Here is a 16,570-nt window from a genome sequence, read left to right on the forward strand (position 1 = left end):
CACGTCCGACGCTCAGATCGGCTCCCGGCGCAGCCGCAACTGCCCGTCGCGGCGGATCGCGAACAGCCGCTCGCCGCGCAGGTCCGACCCGACGGCCACCCCGCCCTGCCCCCGCCAATCGGTGACCAGCCGGTCCACCGCGCGGATCTGCAGGTCGGTCAGGCCGCGACCGCCACCGGCGAGCAGCCAGACCCGGATCACCTCCCGTCGCACCGGGCCCGACAGCTCCGCGAGGGCCGCGACGTCCAAGCCGACACCGGCGGTGGCTCCGGGTAGTGCCTGCTGGGCCAGCGCGTCGATCAGTTCGGTGTTCTCCCGCAGCGCGGTCGCGGTGCGGGCCAGCGCCTCGGCCACCCCGCCGCCCAGCACGTCCTCCAGCAGCGGCAGCACCTCCGAGCGCAGTCGTGCCCGGGTGAAGCGAACATCGCTGTTGTGCGGGTCGAGCCACGGCGTCAGACCCAGCTCCGCGCAGGCGTCTCGGGTCAGCGCGCGCCGCACCCCCAGCAGCGGCCGGCACCACGGCGGGTCGTGCGGTCGCATCCCGGCCATCGAACGGGCACCCGAGCCGCGGGCCAGCCCAAGCAGCACCGTCTCGGCCTGGTCGTCCAGCGTGTGACCCAGCAGCACGGGGTCCGCACCGCGGGCGTCGGCCAGCGCGGCGTAGCGGGCCGTGCGCGCCGCCGCCTCCGGACCACCCGCCACTCCGACGACCACCGGGATCACTTGCGCATCAACGCATCCCAGTTCGAGGGCCTGGCCGTGCGCGGCCTGAGCCACCTGCGCCGAGCCCGCTTGCAGGCCGTGGTCGACGATCAGCGCCCTGGTGGGCCGCAGCCGGGCGGCGACGGCGGTCAGCGCCAGCGAGTCCGGCCCGCCCGACAACGCCACCGCCCAGTGCTCCTGCTGCGGCAGATACTTCTCGGCGAAAGCCCCGAGCGCGGCGCGCAGCCGGGCTACAGCACCCGGTCGATCCACCGCTGGGGCTCTTCGATCTCGACGGGCAGCGGCAGGGTGTCCGGTCCCGACCACACCGCGTTGAACCGGTCCATGCCGACCCGGCCGACCACGGCGTCGACGAAAGCCTTGCCGCGGGTGTACTGGCTGAGCTTGGCATCGAGGCCCAACAGCGCCCGCAGCAGCCGCTGCAGCGGCGGCTGGCTGCGCTGACGACGTGCCTCGAAGCGGCTCCGGATGGTCGCCACAGTCGGGACGGCCACCGGCCCGACCGCGTCCATCACGTGATCGGCGTGGCCCTCGAGCAGGGTGCCCAGCGTCATCAGCTGATCCAATGCGGTTTGCTGGGCCTCGGACTGCACCGCCCGAACCAGGCCCAGGATCCCCGATGGGCCCCCGGCGGTGTTGCGTCCCCGTAGATGGTCGGCCAGCCGGCCCACCACCTGGGTGAGATCCGGGCTGCTCTCGCCGGTCAGCACCGCCAACGCCTCCGACATGTAGCCGGCCAGCCACGGGTTGACGCTGAACTGGACCCGGTGGGTCACCTCGTGCAGGCACACCCACAACCGGAAGTCCGCCGGCGTCACCTGCAGCTGACGCTCGACGGCGACGACGTTGGGGTAGACCAGCAGCAGCTGCCCCGCACCATCGGCGCTCTCGACACAGAACGGGTCGTACTGGCCGAGGATGCCCGACGAGACGAACGCCAGCACCGCACCGGTCTGCGCCCCGGTGAGCCGGCCGCTGAGGAAACCGGCGGGCTGGTCGGTGCCGCCCATCATCACCCGCATCGACTGGGCGGCGGCGGTGATCCACTCCCGGCGGTCGATGACCCGGGCTTCCGGAATCGCGCCGGCCGAGCCTTCAAGACCCAGGCCGGTCACCTCCCGCACCAGGGGTTCGGCGGCCCGTGCGCTGCCATGCAGTTGTTCGACCACCTGGCGGCGGGTGTAGTCGGTCATGGGTGGAGCCGGGCGGGCCAGCCAGCCACCGACCGTCGCGGCGAACCCCCAGTCCACCGCACTCCCGACGTCGAATTCGCTCATCCGCATCCGCAGGTCCGCAGGACCGCGGCCAGTGCGTCGATGGCGGTCCGCCCGGTGGGCCCGGCGTCGTTGGAGATGAAGGCGAAGGTCAGCACCCGCCGGTCCCGGTCGGTGACGATGCCGGCCAGCGCGTTGGTGCGGGTCAGCGAACCGGTTTTGGCGCGCAGCCAGCCGGCCGCTCCGCGTCCGGTCTTGGGGTTGAGGAACCGCTCCGAAAGCGTGCCGCTGCCGCCGGCGACCGGCAGCATGTCCAGCAGCGGCCGCAGCTCCGGTTGGTCCGGTCCGGCCGCCGCCTGCACCACCGCGTCCAGGGTCCGGGCCGACAGCCGGTCATCGACGGACAGTCCGCTGGAGTCCTGCAGGTTGGCTCCGCTGACCGCGATGTGGGCGGTGGCCAGCCGGTTGATCACCGCGTCGACCGCGCCGGCGAAGGACCGGGGCCGGCCCATCGCCGCGGCCACCTCCCGGGCGATGCATTCGGCCATCACGTTGTCGGAGGCGTTCATCATCTCGCCGAGCCGGACCACCAGCGGCGCCGAGCGAACCGCGCCCAGTTCGCGTCCGGTCACCGATGAGCTCGTGATGCTCACCCTGTCGGGGTCGACGCCCAGGGCCGCGGCCAGCGCCTGCCCGGCGTCCAGCGCGGGAGTCGTCGACCGCCGGGACTCGACCGTGGTCGGCTGGATTCGGCCGCCGTCGACCATCACCGACTCGATCGGGGCGATGTCCCCGCCTTCGATGTCTTCGGGATCCCAGCCCGTCGCCATGGTCGGACCGGTGAAAGCCGACACGTCGACCTGGACCTCGGTGGCCGTGAACCCGCTGCGGCGGACCTGATCGGCCAGATCACCGATGCGCGCCGCCTCGCGATACCAGGTGTCCTGGTCGACCTCGGCCGTCGACAGTGTCGGGTCGCCGCCGCCGACCAGCACCACCACCCCGGGCTGATCCCCGGCCGTCACCCTGGTGGTGACGCGGGTGCTCGGATCCAGCGCCAGCAGGGCGGCGGCGGCGGTGAGCACCTTGTTGGTCGACGCCGGCTGCATCGGCAGGTCTTCCTGCTGCGTCCACAGGGCCTTACCGGTCTGCGCATCGGTGATCCGGCCGGTCAGATGGCCCAGATTCGGGTCGGCCAGCGCGGTGGCCATGGCCGCCGCCAGGGCGGTTCCCGTCGGCACCGGAGCGTCGTCGGGGACCGGCACCACCCCGGGATCGGCGGTCGCCACCGGCGCCGGCGGCACGGCGCGCGCACCCGCCCCGGATTCGTCCGGGAGCACAACCGCTGCCACCACCACCGCGGCGGCGGCCAGTGCCAGTACCGCGGCCGCGATGCCCAAATGGGTGCTGCTGTGTCGCCACCGAGTGGACTGCATGTCTCTCCTGCCTGTCAGGCGCAATTCTGCCCGACGGGCGGAGTCCCGGCGTCAATCCGGCCCGCTCTAGACTGTCCCGGTGCAATTCGACGTGACCATCGAAATCCCCAAGGGCCAGCGCAACAAGTACGAGGTCGACCACGCCACCGGGCGGGTCAAGCTCGACCGCTACCTGTACACGCCGATGGGCTACCCGGCCGACTACGGCTTCATCGAGGACACCCTCGGCGAGGACGGCGACCCGCTGGACGCGATGGTGCTGCTGCCGCAGTCGGTGTTTCCCGGTGTGCTGGTCGAGGCGCGTCCGGTCGGGATGTTCCGGATGACCGACGAAGCCGGCGGCGACGACAAGGTGCTGTGCGTGCCCGCCGGCGACCACCGCTGGGACCACATCGCCGACATCGGCGACGTCCCGTCCTACGAGCTGGACGCGATCAAGCACTTCTTCGTGCACTACAAGGACCTGGAGCCGGGCAAGTACGTCAAGGCCGCCGACTGGGTGGGTCGCGCCGAGGCCGAGGCCGAGATCGCCCGGTCGATCGAGCGGTTCAAGACCTCCGGTCACTGATTCGCCGGTTTAGCCGCGTTAATCAGCGGCCGCCACGCTGCGGGTCTTGTACAGACTGGCCACCGTCGTCAGCACCAGCACTCCCACCACGACGGCCAGGCTCACCGGCGTGGGGATCTCCCGGACGTTGAAATTGCGGCCGGAATTGATGAACCACACCTCATTGGTGCGCAGCGCGTGCAACACCATCCGCACCCCGATGAATCCCAGGATCACGGCCAGCCCCTGGGACAGATACACCAGCCGGTTCAGCATCCTGCCGAGGATGAAGAACAGCTGCCGCAGTCCCATCAGGGCGAACACGTTGGCGGTGAACACCAGGTAGGGCTGGCTGGTCAGCCCGTAGATGGCCGGAATGGAGTCCATCGCGAACACCAGGTCGGTGGTGCCCAGCGCCAGCGCCACCAGGAACATCGGGGTGACGGCCCAGGACCCGGTGGAGTCGCGGACGAAGAACCGCACGCCCGCCCAGCGGTCGGTGGCATTGAAGTGGGTGCGGGCGAAGCGCACCACGAAGTTGTTGCCGCCCTCGCCCTCGTCGCCCCCCTCGCCGGTGTGGTCGCTGTGGCGGAGCAGTCGGACCGCGGTGTAGGCCATGAACGCGCCGAACACGTAGAACGTCCACGACAGCCGTTGCACGGCGACCCCGCCCAGCGCGATGAACACCGAGCGGAACGACAGCGCCAGGACGATGCCGACGAACAGCGCCTCCTGCCGATACTTCTTGGGCACGTTGAAGCTGTTCATGATGATCACGAACACGAACAGGTTGTCCACCGACAGGCTGTACTCGGTCAGCCAGCCGGCGTAGAACTGCATGCCGTACTTCGCTCCGTAATGCAGCCAGATCCAGACGCCGAATCCCAACGCGCACGCGATGTAGAAGGACAGCCGGGTCGCGACCTCGCGCATCGACGGCTCATGCACCCGGCGGGCGACCAGAAACAGGTCGAATCCGAGCACCGCGCCCAGGACTGCGAACGTCACCAGCCATTCCAACAGCGACGGGTCCAACGGTGGGCCTCCGGTCGTCGAGGTGGCGCTGGTGCCAGATTCTTTAACGGGCGGACCGACCGTACCCCGCGGCCCGCCTAGTATTTTCGCCGTGGTGACCGATATCGGTGGTACCGGATCCCCCCGGTTCCCCGGTGGGCTCCCCACCGGCCCCGTCGCCCGGGCCAGTATGGCCCGGGTCGGCACCGCGACCCTGCTCAGCGCGCTCTGCGGGTATGCGGTGCTGTACCTGGCGGCGCGCGACCTGGATCCGGCCGGCTTCTCGGTTTTCGGTGTGTTCTGGGGTGCGTTCGGCTTGGTCAACGGCGCCGCGAACGGTCTGCTGCAGGAAACCACCCGGGAGGTCCGGTTCGGCCTCGCAGCCCTGGAGGCCTCGCCGGGCACCTCGGGCGGGGCGCACACCCGGCCACTGCGGGTGGCCGGGCTTGCCGGTCTGGTGGCAGCAGGGGTGGTGGCCGCCAGCTCGCCGCTGTGGAGCGGCCACGTGTTCGTCGAGGCACGCTGGCTGTCGGTCGGCCTGCTCAGCTTCGGACTGGCCAACTTCGCGGTGCACGCCACCCTGCTGGGCATGCTGGCCGGCGCCAACCGGTGGACCCAGTACGGGGCGCTGATGGTGACCGATGCGGGCATCCGGGTGGCAGTGGCCACCGCGACGTTCTTCATCGGCTGGGGTCTGGTCGGGTTCCTGTGGGCCACCGTCACCGGCGCGGTGGCCTGGCTGCTGCTGCTGGCCGCCTCCCCCGCGGCCCGATCGGCGGCACGACTGCTGACCCCGGTGAGCACGAGGGAGTTCCTGCGCGGCGCGGCACATTCGATCACCGCCGCGGGGGCCAGCGCGATCCTGGTGATGGGATTTCCGGTGCTGTTGCAGGCCACCTACGGCGAACTGGGGGCCGCGGGCGGCGTGGTGATCCTGGCGGTCACCGTGACCCGGGCGCCGTTGCTGGTGCCGCTGACCGCTATGCAGGGCAACCTGATCGCGCACTTCGTCGACCAGAGCGGGCGGCGGTTGCGGGCGCTGAGCACACCGGCGGCGGCCGTCGCCGCGCTGGGCGCGGTGGGCGCGGTGGCGGCGGGACTGCTCGGACCGTGGCTGCTGCGCACGGTGTTCGGTTCGGATTACCGCGCCAGCGGGCTGCTGCTGGCGGGACTGACCATGGCGGCGACGGCGATCGCGCTGCTGACGCTGACCGGCGTGGCGACGGTGGCCGCGGCGCTGCATCGCGCCTACGCGCTCGGCTGGGTGGGTGCCACGGTGGCGTCGACGCTGCTTCTGCTGCTCCCGCTGGACCTGCCGACCAGGACGGTGGTGGCACTGCTGTGCGGGCCGCTGGTGGGAATCGGGGTGCATCTGGTGGCGTTGCGCAGCGATTCCTGAACCCGCAGGGCGTGTAGTTTTTAGCTATCGACACCCGCTACCCCGATATCTGGATCATCGTCCCGGCGTTCAACGAGGCGACCGTCATCGGTGATGTGATCGCCGGGCTGCGGTCGGTTTTCGACTTCGTGGTCTGCGTCGACGACGGAAGCGCCGACGACACCTCGGTCAAGGCCCGGCACGCCGGTGCCTACGTGGTGCGCCATCCGGTCAACCTCGGTCAGGGTGCGGCCATCCAGACCGGGGTCGAGTTCGCCCGCAGCCAGCCGGGCGCCCGGCTGTTCGCCACCTTCGACGCCGACGGGCAGCACCGGGTGGCCGATGTGGTGCGCATGATCGAACGCCTCGACGCCGCCGACCTCGACATCGTCATCGGCACCCGGTTCGCCGCGCCCGCGGCGACCGCGGCGGTACCCCCGCTCAAACGTCTGGTGTTGCGGGCCGCGGTGTGGCTGAGTCCGCGGAGCCGCCGGCTGGGGCTCTCCGACGCCCACAACGGCCTGCGGGTGTTCAACCGGCGGGTGGCCGACCGCCTCGACATCACCATGAACGGCATGAGCCATGCCGGGGAGTTCATCGCTCTGATCGCCGAAAACGACTGGCGGGTGGGCGAAGAACCGGTCGAGGTGCTCTACACCGACTACTCCAAGTCGAAGGGGCAGCCGCTGCTCAACGGCGTCAACATCATGTTCGACGGATTGCTGCGCAAGAGGATGTCGCGATGAACTGGATCAAGGTGTTGCTGATCGCGGCGGTGCTGGCACTGTTGATCTACCTGCTGCTGTCTCGGGGGTCCGCCCAGTCCCGGGCCTGGGTGAAGGTCGGCTACCTGGGGTTCGTGGTGGCCGGCATCTATGCGGTGCTGCGGCCGGACGACACCACGGTGGTGGCCAACTGGCTCGGGGTGCGGCGCGGCACCGACCTGATGCTGTACGTCCTGGTCATCGTGTTCGCCTTCACCACCCTGAGCACCTACATGCGCTTTCGCGACCTGGAGCTGCGCTATGCCCGGCTGGCGAGAGTAGTCGCGCTCGCACAGGCCCAACCGCCGCATAAGCCCCAGTAATTCGGCGACAGTTGGCCTGGTGGTAACAACAGGTTTCCCACCCGTCCCGCTGTGACAGTCACGCTGGGACACATGAAGGCGACCGAGATCCTGGCCGATCCACTGGTCGAAGCCACCGCAATGCTCCTGACGGTGCCCGCACAAGAGCTGTACGCGCTGCTCTGGCGTGCCGGGCTGCTGGAGGTTCAGCATCGGGCAGCGAAGCGTCCGGCAGCCGAGATATCTGAAATACAGGAGCTTCGGCCGGCCGGATGAAGCAACTACAGCGGCACCTCAGCGCACCAGTTCCAGTTTCGCGGACCCTTTCTTCGCGGTCTTCTTGGCCGGGGTCCTCTTGGCAGCCGGGGCGTTCTTGGCCGCCGGTGTCTTCTTGGCCGCCGGCGCTTTCTTCGCCGGGGTCTTCTTGGCCGCCACGGCTTTCTGCACCGGGGCCTTCCTGGCCACCGGAGCTTCGGTCACCGGCGCCGCTGTCGCCGTAGGGGCGGAGATCTCCTGGGCGGGGGCCGAGAACCGGCTCGCCACGGCCACCGCAGCCGTGGCCGCCGCGGCCGTGCCGACCCCCTGCGCCCAGCCGATCGGGCCGACCGGCGTGCAACCCAGCAACTGGCTGATGCCCGGCGTGGAGACCATCGCGGCGAACAACACGAAGGATCCGGCCGCGGTCGCCAGCACCAGCGGCGCCCGCGAGTCCACCACGGTCTGACCGAGTTCGGCGGTCACCAGCGAGATCAGCCCCACCGTCGACGCTCGCTGCGGGGTGCCGGTGACGCTGGCCATGGCCCAGGCGGCGGTGCCCGCCGCGCCGGTGACGCCGCCCCGGAACGCCACCGCACGCCATAGTTTCTTCTCATCGAGCCCGGGCACCGCGCCGCCGATCGGGCCGGCCGGTGTGCTCACCGCCACCGCGGTGGCCGGCAGCGCGTCGGTCAGGGTGTTCATCAGCAGCAGCTGCCGGGTGTTCAGTGGGGAGTTGCCGGTGATCGCGGTGCCGATAACGGAGAACATCACCTCACCGGCGTTGCCGCCCAGCAGCCCGGAGATGGCGAGTTGCACGCCCCGCCACAGCCGCCGGCCCTCGTCGATCGCGTCGACCAGCGCCCCGATCTTCCCGTCGGTCAGCACCACGTCGGCGGTGGCGTGCGCCGAGTCGCTGCCGTGCGCCACCACACCGAGCCCCACCGTGGCGGCCCGGATCGCGGCGGCGTCGTTGGCGCCGTCACCCACCATCGCCGAGACCCGGCCGGCGCGCTCCAGGGTCTGGACGATCTGCACCTTGTTCTCCGGCGACATCCGGGCGAAGATCACCCGTTCGCAGACCACCCGTTCTTGTTCCTTGCGGTTCAACGCGTTCCACTCCGAGCCGGTGATGACCTCCTCGGGGGAGACGGTCACACCCATCTCGGCGGCGATCGCGGTGGCCGTGATCGGATGGTCGCCGGTGATCATCCGAATGTCGACGCCGCGGGCGGCCAGATCGGCCAGCAACTGCGGGGCGTCGGCCCGGGGTGTGTCGGCCAGACCGAGGAACCCGATCAGCGTCAGCCCGGAGGCACTCACCTCCACGAGCCGGTCGGAATCGTCGCTCACGGCCCGTACCTGAGCGGCGGTCAGCTTGCCGTGGGCCACCGCGATCACCCGCAGCCCCTGGGCCGCCATCTCGGCCACCTGCTGCTCCACCCGGGGGGTGGCGTTCTTGCACGCTCCCAGCACCACTTCCGGTGCGCCCTTGACCAACAGCTCCGAGCCCAACACCGAGGCCGAGAAGGCCCGCCCGGAACGGAACGGCAGGTGGGCGTCCGGTTCGATCCACGCCCGGGCGCCGGGCGCGGCCGCCGCCCCCTCGACGATGGCCTGGTCGGTGGCGTGCGCATGCGCCGCACCTTCGGGAGCCGGTGCCGCCTGCGCCGCGGTACCGAGCACGTCGTCGTCGGTGTATCCGGCTAGCGGGCGCACCGTGGTGACCCGCAGCCGGTTCTCGCTGAGTGTTCCGGTCTTGTCGAAGCAGACCACGTCGACCCGGCCGAGTGCCTCCACGGATCGCGGGATCCGCACCAGTGCACCGGATTTGGTCAACCGCTGAGAAGACGCGTGCTGGGCCAGGGTCGCCATCAACGGCATGCCCTCCGGGACGGCGGCGATAGCGACCGCGATCGCGTTGCCGAGTGCCACCCGCAGCCCGCCCTGGCGCAGCAGGCCGAGCGCGCCGACGGCCACACCGCCGGCGGCACTGTAGGGGAAAGTCCGGTACATGAGCTGGGACAAGTGGTGTTGCAGGCCGACCTCGGACAGCTCCCCGGAGGCCAGTTCCGAGGCGCGGCGGGCCTGGGTGTCGGCGCCCACGGCGGTCACCATCGCCAGCGCCTTGCCGGCGATCACCGTGGTGCCCGCGTAGAGCATGGAGCTGCGCTCGGCCAGTTCGGCGCCGGGAGTCGGATCCAGCTGCTTGCCGACCGACAGCGATTCGCCGGTCAGCGACGACTCGTCGACCTCGACGTCGGACACCTCGATGACGCGGGCGTCCGCGGGCACCACCTCGTTGCTGCGCACCTCGATCAGGTCACCGGGCAGCAGTTGTTCGGCGACGATCTCGTGATAGGTCGCAGTCCCGTCGGGCCCCATCATCACCACCCGCGCCGGCGGGGCCTGCTGCGCCAGTAGGGCGTTCAGCCGGCTCTCGGCCCGCAACCGCTGGTAGGCGGCCAGCATGGCATTGCCGGTGAGCACCGTGCCCACCATCACGGCGTCGATCGGCGAACCCAGCATGGCGGTGGCCGCCGAGCACAGCGCCAGGATCGGCGTCATCGGGTCGGACAGTTCCTCACGCACGGCGTGGAAGTACGGCCAGAACATGCCCTGCGACTCCGCGTCGACCGGCGCACGTTCGGCGAGCGGGGTCACCGCGTCCGGGGCCAGCAGCTCGCGCGCCTGCTCGACCGTCATGGCATGCCACTCGTAGGCCGGTGCCGGCTTCGGCGCGTGGGCCCGCAGCACCCGGCGGGCGAGCAGATACCCCGACAGCATTCCGGCGCCCGCACCGACCGTCACCGGCCCCGGTCCGCGGCTCGGTCCCGCCCCGAGACCGGGGATGGTCGCCCGGACCCCGCGGACCAGCAGCAGCCCGGCGATGGACGACGCCCCGATCGAGATCGCGACCCCGCGCTCGGTGGCCGCCCGGGCGGCCGGCAGCGCGCGCAGCACCTGCCATGCTCCGGCCAGGTCGGCCAGCAGCAGGTCGGCATAGAAAGGAGGAGGCAGGGAGTCGTCCTCCGGCATGACGCCCAGCGCCACGTCCGCGGCCGACAGTGCCTGCGCCGCGGAAGTCGACAGCACCGCGACGGTGTGCCCGGCCTGCTGCAGGTCGGTCACGGCCGCGGCCAGTGCGGCGTCCATCTCGTCCATATCGTCTCCGCCGACAACGGGGCGGATGTCGTCGAAACCGGGGCGCAGCTCACCGAGGATGTCGGTGTCCACCGTGACCAGCTCCGCGCCGCAGGCACGCCCCTCGAGCACCACCGCCGAGGCCAGCGCGTGGTGCGCGGGCAGGATCAGCGCGTCCACCGGCTCCTTGCGGGTCGCCCCGCGGGTCGTCATACGGGGAACCCGGTGCCAGCCCGGCCGCAGACCCGGCTTGTCCAGCAGACGCTGCGCGTTGTTCCACGCCTGCGGCAGCTCATGCTCGTTGGCGCCGCGGATCTGCACCACCCGGTGCTTCTCGCCGGTCAGCACCCGAGGATCGATGACCACGGTGTCGATCTTGTCGAGGCGGCGCAGGCTGTCCGGCCGCAGCGGCAGCACCTCGTGCGCCTCCGCCAGCCCGCGCCCCAGCGTCGCCGCGAAGGACTCGCGACTGGTGCGCACCGCTTTCGGCGAAGCCGCCAGGATCGCGTTCGAAGTCATGTCCAGGTTGCGGGTCAGCGCGCCCACCACCCCGGCGCCGAGCACCTGCGCGAGCGCCGTCCGTTTCAGGTGGCGTTCGGCCGGGCCCTCCGGCATCGGGACGGGACGCTGCGCCCGGTGCCCGTCCGGGTGATCGGCATACCGCGCCAGCTCCGGCTCATAGCGGTTCCAGGCCAGCGCTCCGGCACGGGTCTCGGCGGCTTTGAGGCCCTCCACCATCAGGTCCACCGCCAGGATCACCGGGGACATGGTGATGACGTGTGAGCCGAGCGAGGCCAGCGAGAGCACCATGTCGGTGTTTGCCGGGCCGATCCGGCTTTCCAGCATGTTCCGTACCAGCGGCTGGTATCGGGCCACCGACGCCGCGGCGTCGAAGATCTTGGGGGCGGCGGGCCAGCGCAGCACGCTGCCCGCGGTTGCGATCGCCAGCCCTACCGCGTTGGCGCCCACCAAAGCACCCTTGGCGGCCAGCAACAGGCCGTCGCCCGGCAGCGCCGCGGTCTGCGGCGCGGTCAGTTCGAGCCCCTTTTCGGCCGCCTCCACTATGGTGCACAGCTCGGCCAGCGAGGTCTCGTCGTCGATCTCGACGATCACCCGGGACAACGGGCGGTTCAGCCGCACCGAGGTCACACCCGGCTGGGCCCGCAGGGCTTCCAGGACCTCGGCAGCTACGTCGTCGCTGTCCTGGTCGTCCAGCCCGCAAACCTCGATCCAGGCCCGGCCGGCGCCACGCCAGCTGCGCCGGCTGCCGGTCAGATCGGAACGCTCACCGGCGAGGATCTTGGCGCCTTCACGCAGCGGGATGGCCGCGAGGTCCAGGCTGGCCGATGCGACCGCACCGACAGCGTCCAGACCGAAACGGCCGATCGCGAAAACGTCCATGGATTGCCTCCAGCGTCAATGGTGCGCTGGAGGTCTCTTCCGCCGGTTATCCGGCCCGCAGCCCCGGTCGTCCGGTTACGGGCGACGTGATGACGACACTGCGATTTGGGGAATACTCCCCTCCGACGGGCAAGTATGCCACAACGGTCAGCGGGACTTCAGCTGCCGGAAATACGCCACGGTGCGGGCCACGCCGTCGGCCAGCGCGACCTGCGGCTGCCAACCCAGCACGTCCGCCGCCCGCGAGATGTCCAGGCAGGATCGCTTCAGATCGCCCAACCGCGGCGGGTGGAACTCCGGGTCGTCGGGTGCACCGACAGCGGCCGCCACCGCCGAGTGCAGTTGCCGGTCGGAGGTTTCCACCCCGGTGCCGACGTTGAACCGCTGCCCGTCGCCGTGCTCGCCGGATGCCCGCACGAACGCGTCCACCACATCGTCGACGAAGACATAGTCGCGGGTGTTGGATCCGTCCCCGAACACCTTGGTGGGCCGGCCTTCCAGCAGCGCCTGGGCGAAGATCGCCACCACCCCGGCCTCGCCGTGCGGATCCTGCCGCGGGCCGTAGACGTTGGCCGGCGCGATGTGGGAGCACTGCAGCCCGTAGAGGTGGCCAAAGGTGTTGAGGTAGATCTCGCCGGCCACCTTCCCGGCGGCATAGGGCGAAGCCGGATCGGTCGGAACGTCTTCACCGGTCGGATAGCGCGGTGGGGTGCCGTAGATCGACCCGCCCGAGGAGGTGTGCACGATCTTGCGCACCCCGGCACTGCGGGCGGCATCGGCGAGCCGGATCGTTCCGAGCACGTTGACCGAGGCGTCGAAGGTCGGGTCGGCCACCGAGTGGCGCACGTCGATCTGGGCGGCCAGGTGGAAGACGACCTCGGGGCGGTGCCGCGCCAGCACGTCGCTCAGGTCGGCGGTGACGATGTCGGCCTCGACGAAGCTGAAGTCGGCGTCATCGGCCAGGTGCTCGATGTTGGCGGCCCGCCCGGTCGCGAAATTGTCCAGCCCGACCACCTGATGCCCGTCCGCCCGCAGGCGGTCGACCAGCGTCGATCCGATGAACCCGGCTGCCCCGGTGACCAGTGCTCGCACCGGCCCACCATACCGACAGGTAAGAAAGACGAATGCGTCCCCGTTTCACCGCCCTGCCGTGGGTGTGCTGGGCGGCGCTTGCGTTGATCGCCGCGCAGCTGGTGGTCCGGGCGGTGGTGGCGTTCGGGGGCTACTTCTACTGGGACGACCTGATCCTGATCGGCCGGGCCGGCACTCACCAGCTGCTGTCGCCGTCCTATCTGTTCGACGACCACGACGGGCATGTGATGCCGGGCGCGTTCCTGGTGGCGGGCGCGCTCAGCAGGATGTGGCCGTTGCAGTGGGCGGCGCCGGCGGTCAGCCTGGTGGTGCTGCAGCTGCTGGCGTCAGCCGCGCTGCTGCGTGCGCTGTGGGTGATCCTGGGCTGGCGACCGGTGCTGCTGGTGCCACTGACCTTCGCGTTGTGGTGCCCGCTGAGCCTGCCCGCCTTCGCGTGGTGGGCGGCGGCGCTGAACTCACTGCCGATGTGCGCGGCGCTGGCCTGGGTGTGCGCCGACGCGATCCTGTTGGCGCGCACCGGGAATCGGCGCTACGCACTCACCGGAACACTGGCCTATCTGGGTGGTCTGTTGTTCTTCGAGAAGGCCGCGGTGATCCCGTTCGTCGCGTTCACGGTGACCGCCCTGCTGCGCTATGTGGCCGGCACGGCGCCGGGCAGCGCGCTGGCCGGGGCGTGGCGGGCCGGAACCCGGTTGTGGACCGCGACGCTGACGGTGACCGGGGGGTGGGTCGTGGTCTACCTGGCGGTGGTCAACCAGAAGCGGTGGAGTTTCGACCTGGAGATGACCCGCGACCTGCTGCTGCGTTCGATCACCCACGGCGTCATCCCGAGCCTGGCCGGTGGGCCGTGGCGGTGGGCCCGCTGGGCGCCGGCCTCGCCGTGGGCGCTGCCGGGACCGGTGGTTATGACGCTGGGCTGGCTGGTGCTGGCGGGGCTGGTGGCGGTGTCGCTGGCGCGCAAGCACCGGCTGGTGCCGGTGTGGCTGGCCGCGGTCGGCTACGCGGCGGCCTGCCAGGTCCCGATCTATCTGATGCGGTCCTCGGCGTTCACCGCACTCGAGCTGGCTCAGACCCTGCGCTACCTGGCCGACCTCGTCGTGGTGCTGGCGATCCTGGGCGCCGTCGGGTTGAGCGCCCCCAACCGGGATTCGTCACGGTGGCTGGACGCCTCACCGCTGCGCACCGTGGCCGTGACCGCGCTGGCGGCGGCGTTCACGGTGAGCAGCCTGTATTCGACGGCGACGTTCCTGTCCCGTTGGCGTGACGACCCGGCTCGCCCCTATCTGCTGAATGCCCGGCACGGCCTGGCTGTTGCCCGGGCCGAATCCGACGCACCGCTGCTGGACCAGGAGGTCGACCCGCTGGTGCTGCAGCGGGTGGTCTACCCGGAGAACCTGGCCAGCCACATGTTCGCCCTGGTTCGCGACCGACCCGAATTTGCTTCGGCCACAACGCGATTACGGACGCTGACCAGCTCGGGAGAGCTCGCCGAGGCCCAGGTGACCTGGGTTCGGTCCATCAACGCCGGACCGGTGCCCAGATGCGGCTATCTGATCCAGCCGGACCGTCCGGCGACGATGGGGCTGGACGGTCCGCTGCTGCCGGCGGACTGGACCGCCGAGATCAACTACCTGGCCAACGTCGACGGTTCGATGACGTTGTCGCTGTCCGACGGGCCCGAGGTCCGGGTCCGGGTGCGGCCGGGCCTCAATCGTGTCTTCGTACGGCTTCCCGGCGCCGGCTCAAGCGTGACCGCGCGGGCCGACACCGCGGCGCTGTCGGTGTGCATCGCGGTCGGCCCGGTCGGCTATGTCGCGCCCCGCTAGCAGTTCTGCGCTGCCCCCGCTGCTGCGCCTAGCCTTCAACGTACCGGGGCCAAGAGACGGCGGGTTTGGTTGATGGAGGATCACGGGACACCCGATTCGCAGCGGAAGTCCGCACCCCGGCCCGACACCAATGCAGTTGCCGGTGAGCTGCGCCGGCAGCTGGGCATGTTCGACGCGGTGACGATTGGGCTGGGCTCGATGCTCGGTGCCGGCATTTTCGTCGCGTTGGCCCCCGCGGCACGAGCGGCCGGTGCTGCGATGCCGATCGGGCTGGTGGTGGCGGCGATCATCGCCTACTGCAACGCGATTTCCTCGGCGCGGCTGGCTGCCCGGTATCCGACCTCCGGGGGTACCTACGTCTACGGGCGCGAGCGGCTGGGCCCATTCTTCGGCTATCTGGCCGGGTGGGGATTCATCGTCGGCAAGACCGCCTCGTGCGCGGCGATGGCACTGACCGTGGGTTTCTACGCTTGGCCCGCACACGGACACGCGATCGCGGTGGCCGCGGTGCTGTCGCTGACCGCCATCAATGTGCTGGGTGTGCGGAAATCGGCATGGCTGACCCGGGTGATCGTGGTGGTGACGCTGGTGGTTCTGGCAACGGTTGTGGTGACCGCACTGGGCGGACCGGGTACCGAAGCCGTTCGGTTCGACCACTCCGGTGCGTCTGTGCCGGGGGTGCTGCAGGCGGCGGGCCTGCTGTTCTTCGCCTTCGCCGGATACGCCCGCATCGCCACACTGGGCGAGGAGGTACGGGATCCAGCTCGCACCATTCCGCGCGCGATCCCGATCGCCTTGGCCATCACGCTGGTGGTGTACGCGGCGGTGGCCATAGCGGCACTGAATGTTCTTGGCCCAGAAGGTCTTGCCGGCGCCTCCGCGCCCCTGGTGCAGGTGGTGACGGTCGCGGGAGCGGGAGGCCTGGCTCCAGCGGTCCAGATCGGAGCGATACTCGCCGCGGCCGGGTCCTTGTTGGCCCTGATTCTGGGGGTTTCGCGTACCACCCTGGCCATGGCCCGTGACCGGTATCTGCCCGGGTATCTGACTGCGGTGCATCCCCGGTTCGGGGTGCCGCACCGCGCCGAGATCGCCGTAGGTCTGGTGATTGCCGTCTTGGCCGCCACGACCGATATCCGTGGCGCCATCGGATTCTCCTCGTTCGCGGTCCTGGTTTACTACGCCGTGGCCAACGCCGCGGCCTGGACCCTGACCCCCGCCGAGGGCCGTCCCCCGCGCTGGATCCCAATCTTCGGCATGTTCGGCTGCACCGTTGTCGCCTTCGCCTTGCCGCTGACCTCGGTCCTGGCGGGTCTTGTGGTGTTCGCCGTTGGCGTTGCCGCCTACGGCACTCACCGTCGGGTGGCGCGGCCCAGCGGGCGTCGGTAGTCCCACCCCCCGGGGTCGGCAACAACGCGCCGAGGTGACGCCGACGCGCTGCACAGCCTGACCGTGCTCGGTACGTTCTACAGTCGTG

At 70.5% G+C, this 16,570-nt stretch carries 13 protein-coding genes; 7 read left to right on the forward strand and 6 right to left on the reverse strand.

Annotation, left to right across the window (positions count from 1 at the left end; translation table 11 throughout):
* Window positions 1–12: 12 nt before the first annotated feature.
* Genes tilS through dacB form a run of 3 tightly spaced genes read right to left on the reverse strand, consistent with a single transcriptional unit; the run spans window position 13 to window position 3,373 of the window.
* Window positions 13–975, reverse strand: coding sequence for a tRNA lysidine(34) synthetase TilS (tilS, locus tag AWC16_RS20120; protein WP_085266485.1), 963 nt, complete (start codon window positions 973–975; stop codon window positions 13–15).
* Entirely contained in the window at window positions 954–2,000 is a 1,047-nt protein-coding gene (locus AWC16_RS20125) for a zinc-dependent metalloprotease (RefSeq protein ID WP_085266518.1), read from the reverse strand. Before AWC16_RS20125 ends, tilS begins: the two co-directional genes overlap by 22 nt.
* Complete coding sequence (dacB, locus tag AWC16_RS20130) at window positions 1,997–3,373, reverse strand: D-alanyl-D-alanine carboxypeptidase/D-alanyl-D-alanine endopeptidase (RefSeq protein WP_085266486.1); 1,377 nt, start codon at window positions 3,371–3,373, stop codon at window positions 1,997–1,999. The genes AWC16_RS20125 and dacB overlap by 4 nt, the downstream gene beginning before the upstream one ends.
* A 79-nt stretch (window positions 3,374–3,452) precedes the next feature.
* Between dacB and AWC16_RS20135 the strand changes: the two genes are divergently transcribed.
* A complete protein-coding gene (locus AWC16_RS20135) occupies window positions 3,453–3,941 on the forward strand; it encodes an inorganic diphosphatase (RefSeq protein WP_085266487.1) in 489 nt (162 codons plus the stop codon).
* Window positions 3,942–3,959: 18 nt separating this feature from the next.
* On the opposite strand, the gene AWC16_RS20140 is transcribed toward AWC16_RS20135, so the two are convergent.
* A complete protein-coding gene (locus AWC16_RS20140; protein ID WP_085266488.1) occupies window positions 3,960–4,955 on the reverse strand; it encodes a TerC/Alx family metal homeostasis membrane protein in 996 nt (331 codons plus the stop codon).
* A 169-nt stretch (window positions 4,956–5,124) separates the two neighbouring features.
* On the opposite strand from AWC16_RS20140, the gene AWC16_RS20145 reads away from it, so the two are divergent.
* From AWC16_RS20145 to AWC16_RS20160, 4 genes are all read left to right on the forward strand, one after another.
* On the forward strand, window positions 5,125–6,333 hold the full coding sequence (locus tag AWC16_RS20145; protein WP_085266519.1) for a hypothetical protein: 1,209 nt from the start codon (window positions 5,125–5,127) through the stop codon (window positions 6,331–6,333).
* A gap of 26 nt (window positions 6,334–6,359) precedes the next feature.
* Window positions 6,360–7,058 carry a glycosyltransferase family 2 protein gene (locus AWC16_RS20150; protein ID WP_085266489.1) on the forward strand — a complete coding sequence of 233 codons (699 nt, stop codon included), beginning with the start codon at window positions 6,360–6,362 and terminating at the stop codon, window positions 7,056–7,058.
* Complete coding sequence (locus tag AWC16_RS20155; RefSeq protein ID WP_085266490.1) at window positions 7,055–7,399, forward strand: DUF2304 domain-containing protein; 345 nt, start codon at window positions 7,055–7,057, stop codon at window positions 7,397–7,399. The genes AWC16_RS20150 and AWC16_RS20155 overlap by 4 nt, the downstream gene beginning before the upstream one ends.
* 72 nt (window positions 7,400–7,471) lie before the next feature.
* Complete coding sequence (locus AWC16_RS20160; protein ID WP_085266491.1) at window positions 7,472–7,654, forward strand: Rv1535 domain-containing protein; 183 nt, start codon at window positions 7,472–7,474, stop codon at window positions 7,652–7,654.
* An 18-nt stretch (window positions 7,655–7,672) separates the two neighbouring features.
* On the opposite strand, the gene AWC16_RS20165 is transcribed toward AWC16_RS20160, so the two are convergent.
* On the reverse strand, window positions 7,673–12,178 hold the full coding sequence (locus AWC16_RS20165; protein WP_085266492.1) for a cation-translocating P-type ATPase: 4,506 nt from the start codon (window positions 12,176–12,178) through the stop codon (window positions 7,673–7,675).
* Between the two features lie 147 nt (window positions 12,179–12,325).
* Window positions 12,326–13,270, reverse strand: a complete 945-nt coding sequence (locus AWC16_RS20170; RefSeq protein ID WP_085266493.1) for an NAD-dependent epimerase/dehydratase family protein — start codon at window positions 13,268–13,270, stop codon at window positions 12,326–12,328.
* 32 nt (window positions 13,271–13,302) lie between these two features.
* Between AWC16_RS20170 and AWC16_RS20175 the strand changes: the two genes are divergently transcribed.
* Complete coding sequence (locus tag AWC16_RS20175) at window positions 13,303–15,096, forward strand: hypothetical protein (RefSeq protein ID WP_085266494.1); 1,794 nt, start codon at window positions 13,303–13,305, stop codon at window positions 15,094–15,096.
* 165 nt (window positions 15,097–15,261) lie between these two features.
* Window positions 15,262–16,482, forward strand: coding sequence for an APC family permease (locus AWC16_RS20180; RefSeq protein WP_234812362.1), 1,221 nt, complete (start codon window positions 15,262–15,264; stop codon window positions 16,480–16,482).
* Window positions 16,483–16,570: the final 88 nt, after the last annotated feature.

The sequence above is a fragment of the Mycolicibacter longobardus genome (assembly GCF_002102265.1).
Lineage (GTDB): Bacteria > Actinomycetota > Actinomycetes > Mycobacteriales > Mycobacteriaceae > Mycobacterium > Mycobacterium longobardum.

Coding starts and splice junctions, on each gene's coding strand:
- AWC16_RS20165 (WP_085266492.1), bottom strand. CDS start 12,178: ATGGACGTTTTCGCGATCGGCCGTTTCGGTCTGGACGCTGTCGGTGCG.
- AWC16_RS20125 (WP_085266518.1), bottom strand. CDS start 2,000: ATGAGCGAATTCGACGTCGGGAGTGCGGTGGACTGGGGGTTCGCCGCG.
- AWC16_RS20155 (WP_085266490.1), top strand. CDS start 7,055: ATGAACTGGATCAAGGTGTTGCTGATCGCGGCGGTGCTGGCACTGTTG.
- dacB (WP_085266486.1), bottom strand. CDS start 3,373: ATGCAGTCCACTCGGTGGCGACACAGCAGCACCCATTTGGGCATCGCG.
- AWC16_RS20175 (WP_085266494.1), top strand. CDS start 13,303: ATGCGTCCCCGTTTCACCGCCCTGCCGTGGGTGTGCTGGGCGGCGCTT.
- AWC16_RS20180 (WP_234812362.1), top strand. CDS start 15,262: ATGTTCGACGCGGTGACGATTGGGCTGGGCTCGATGCTCGGTGCCGGC.
- AWC16_RS20145 (WP_085266519.1), top strand. CDS start 5,125: ATGGCCCGGGTCGGCACCGCGACCCTGCTCAGCGCGCTCTGCGGGTAT.
- AWC16_RS20160 (WP_085266491.1), top strand. CDS start 7,472: ATGAAGGCGACCGAGATCCTGGCCGATCCACTGGTCGAAGCCACCGCA.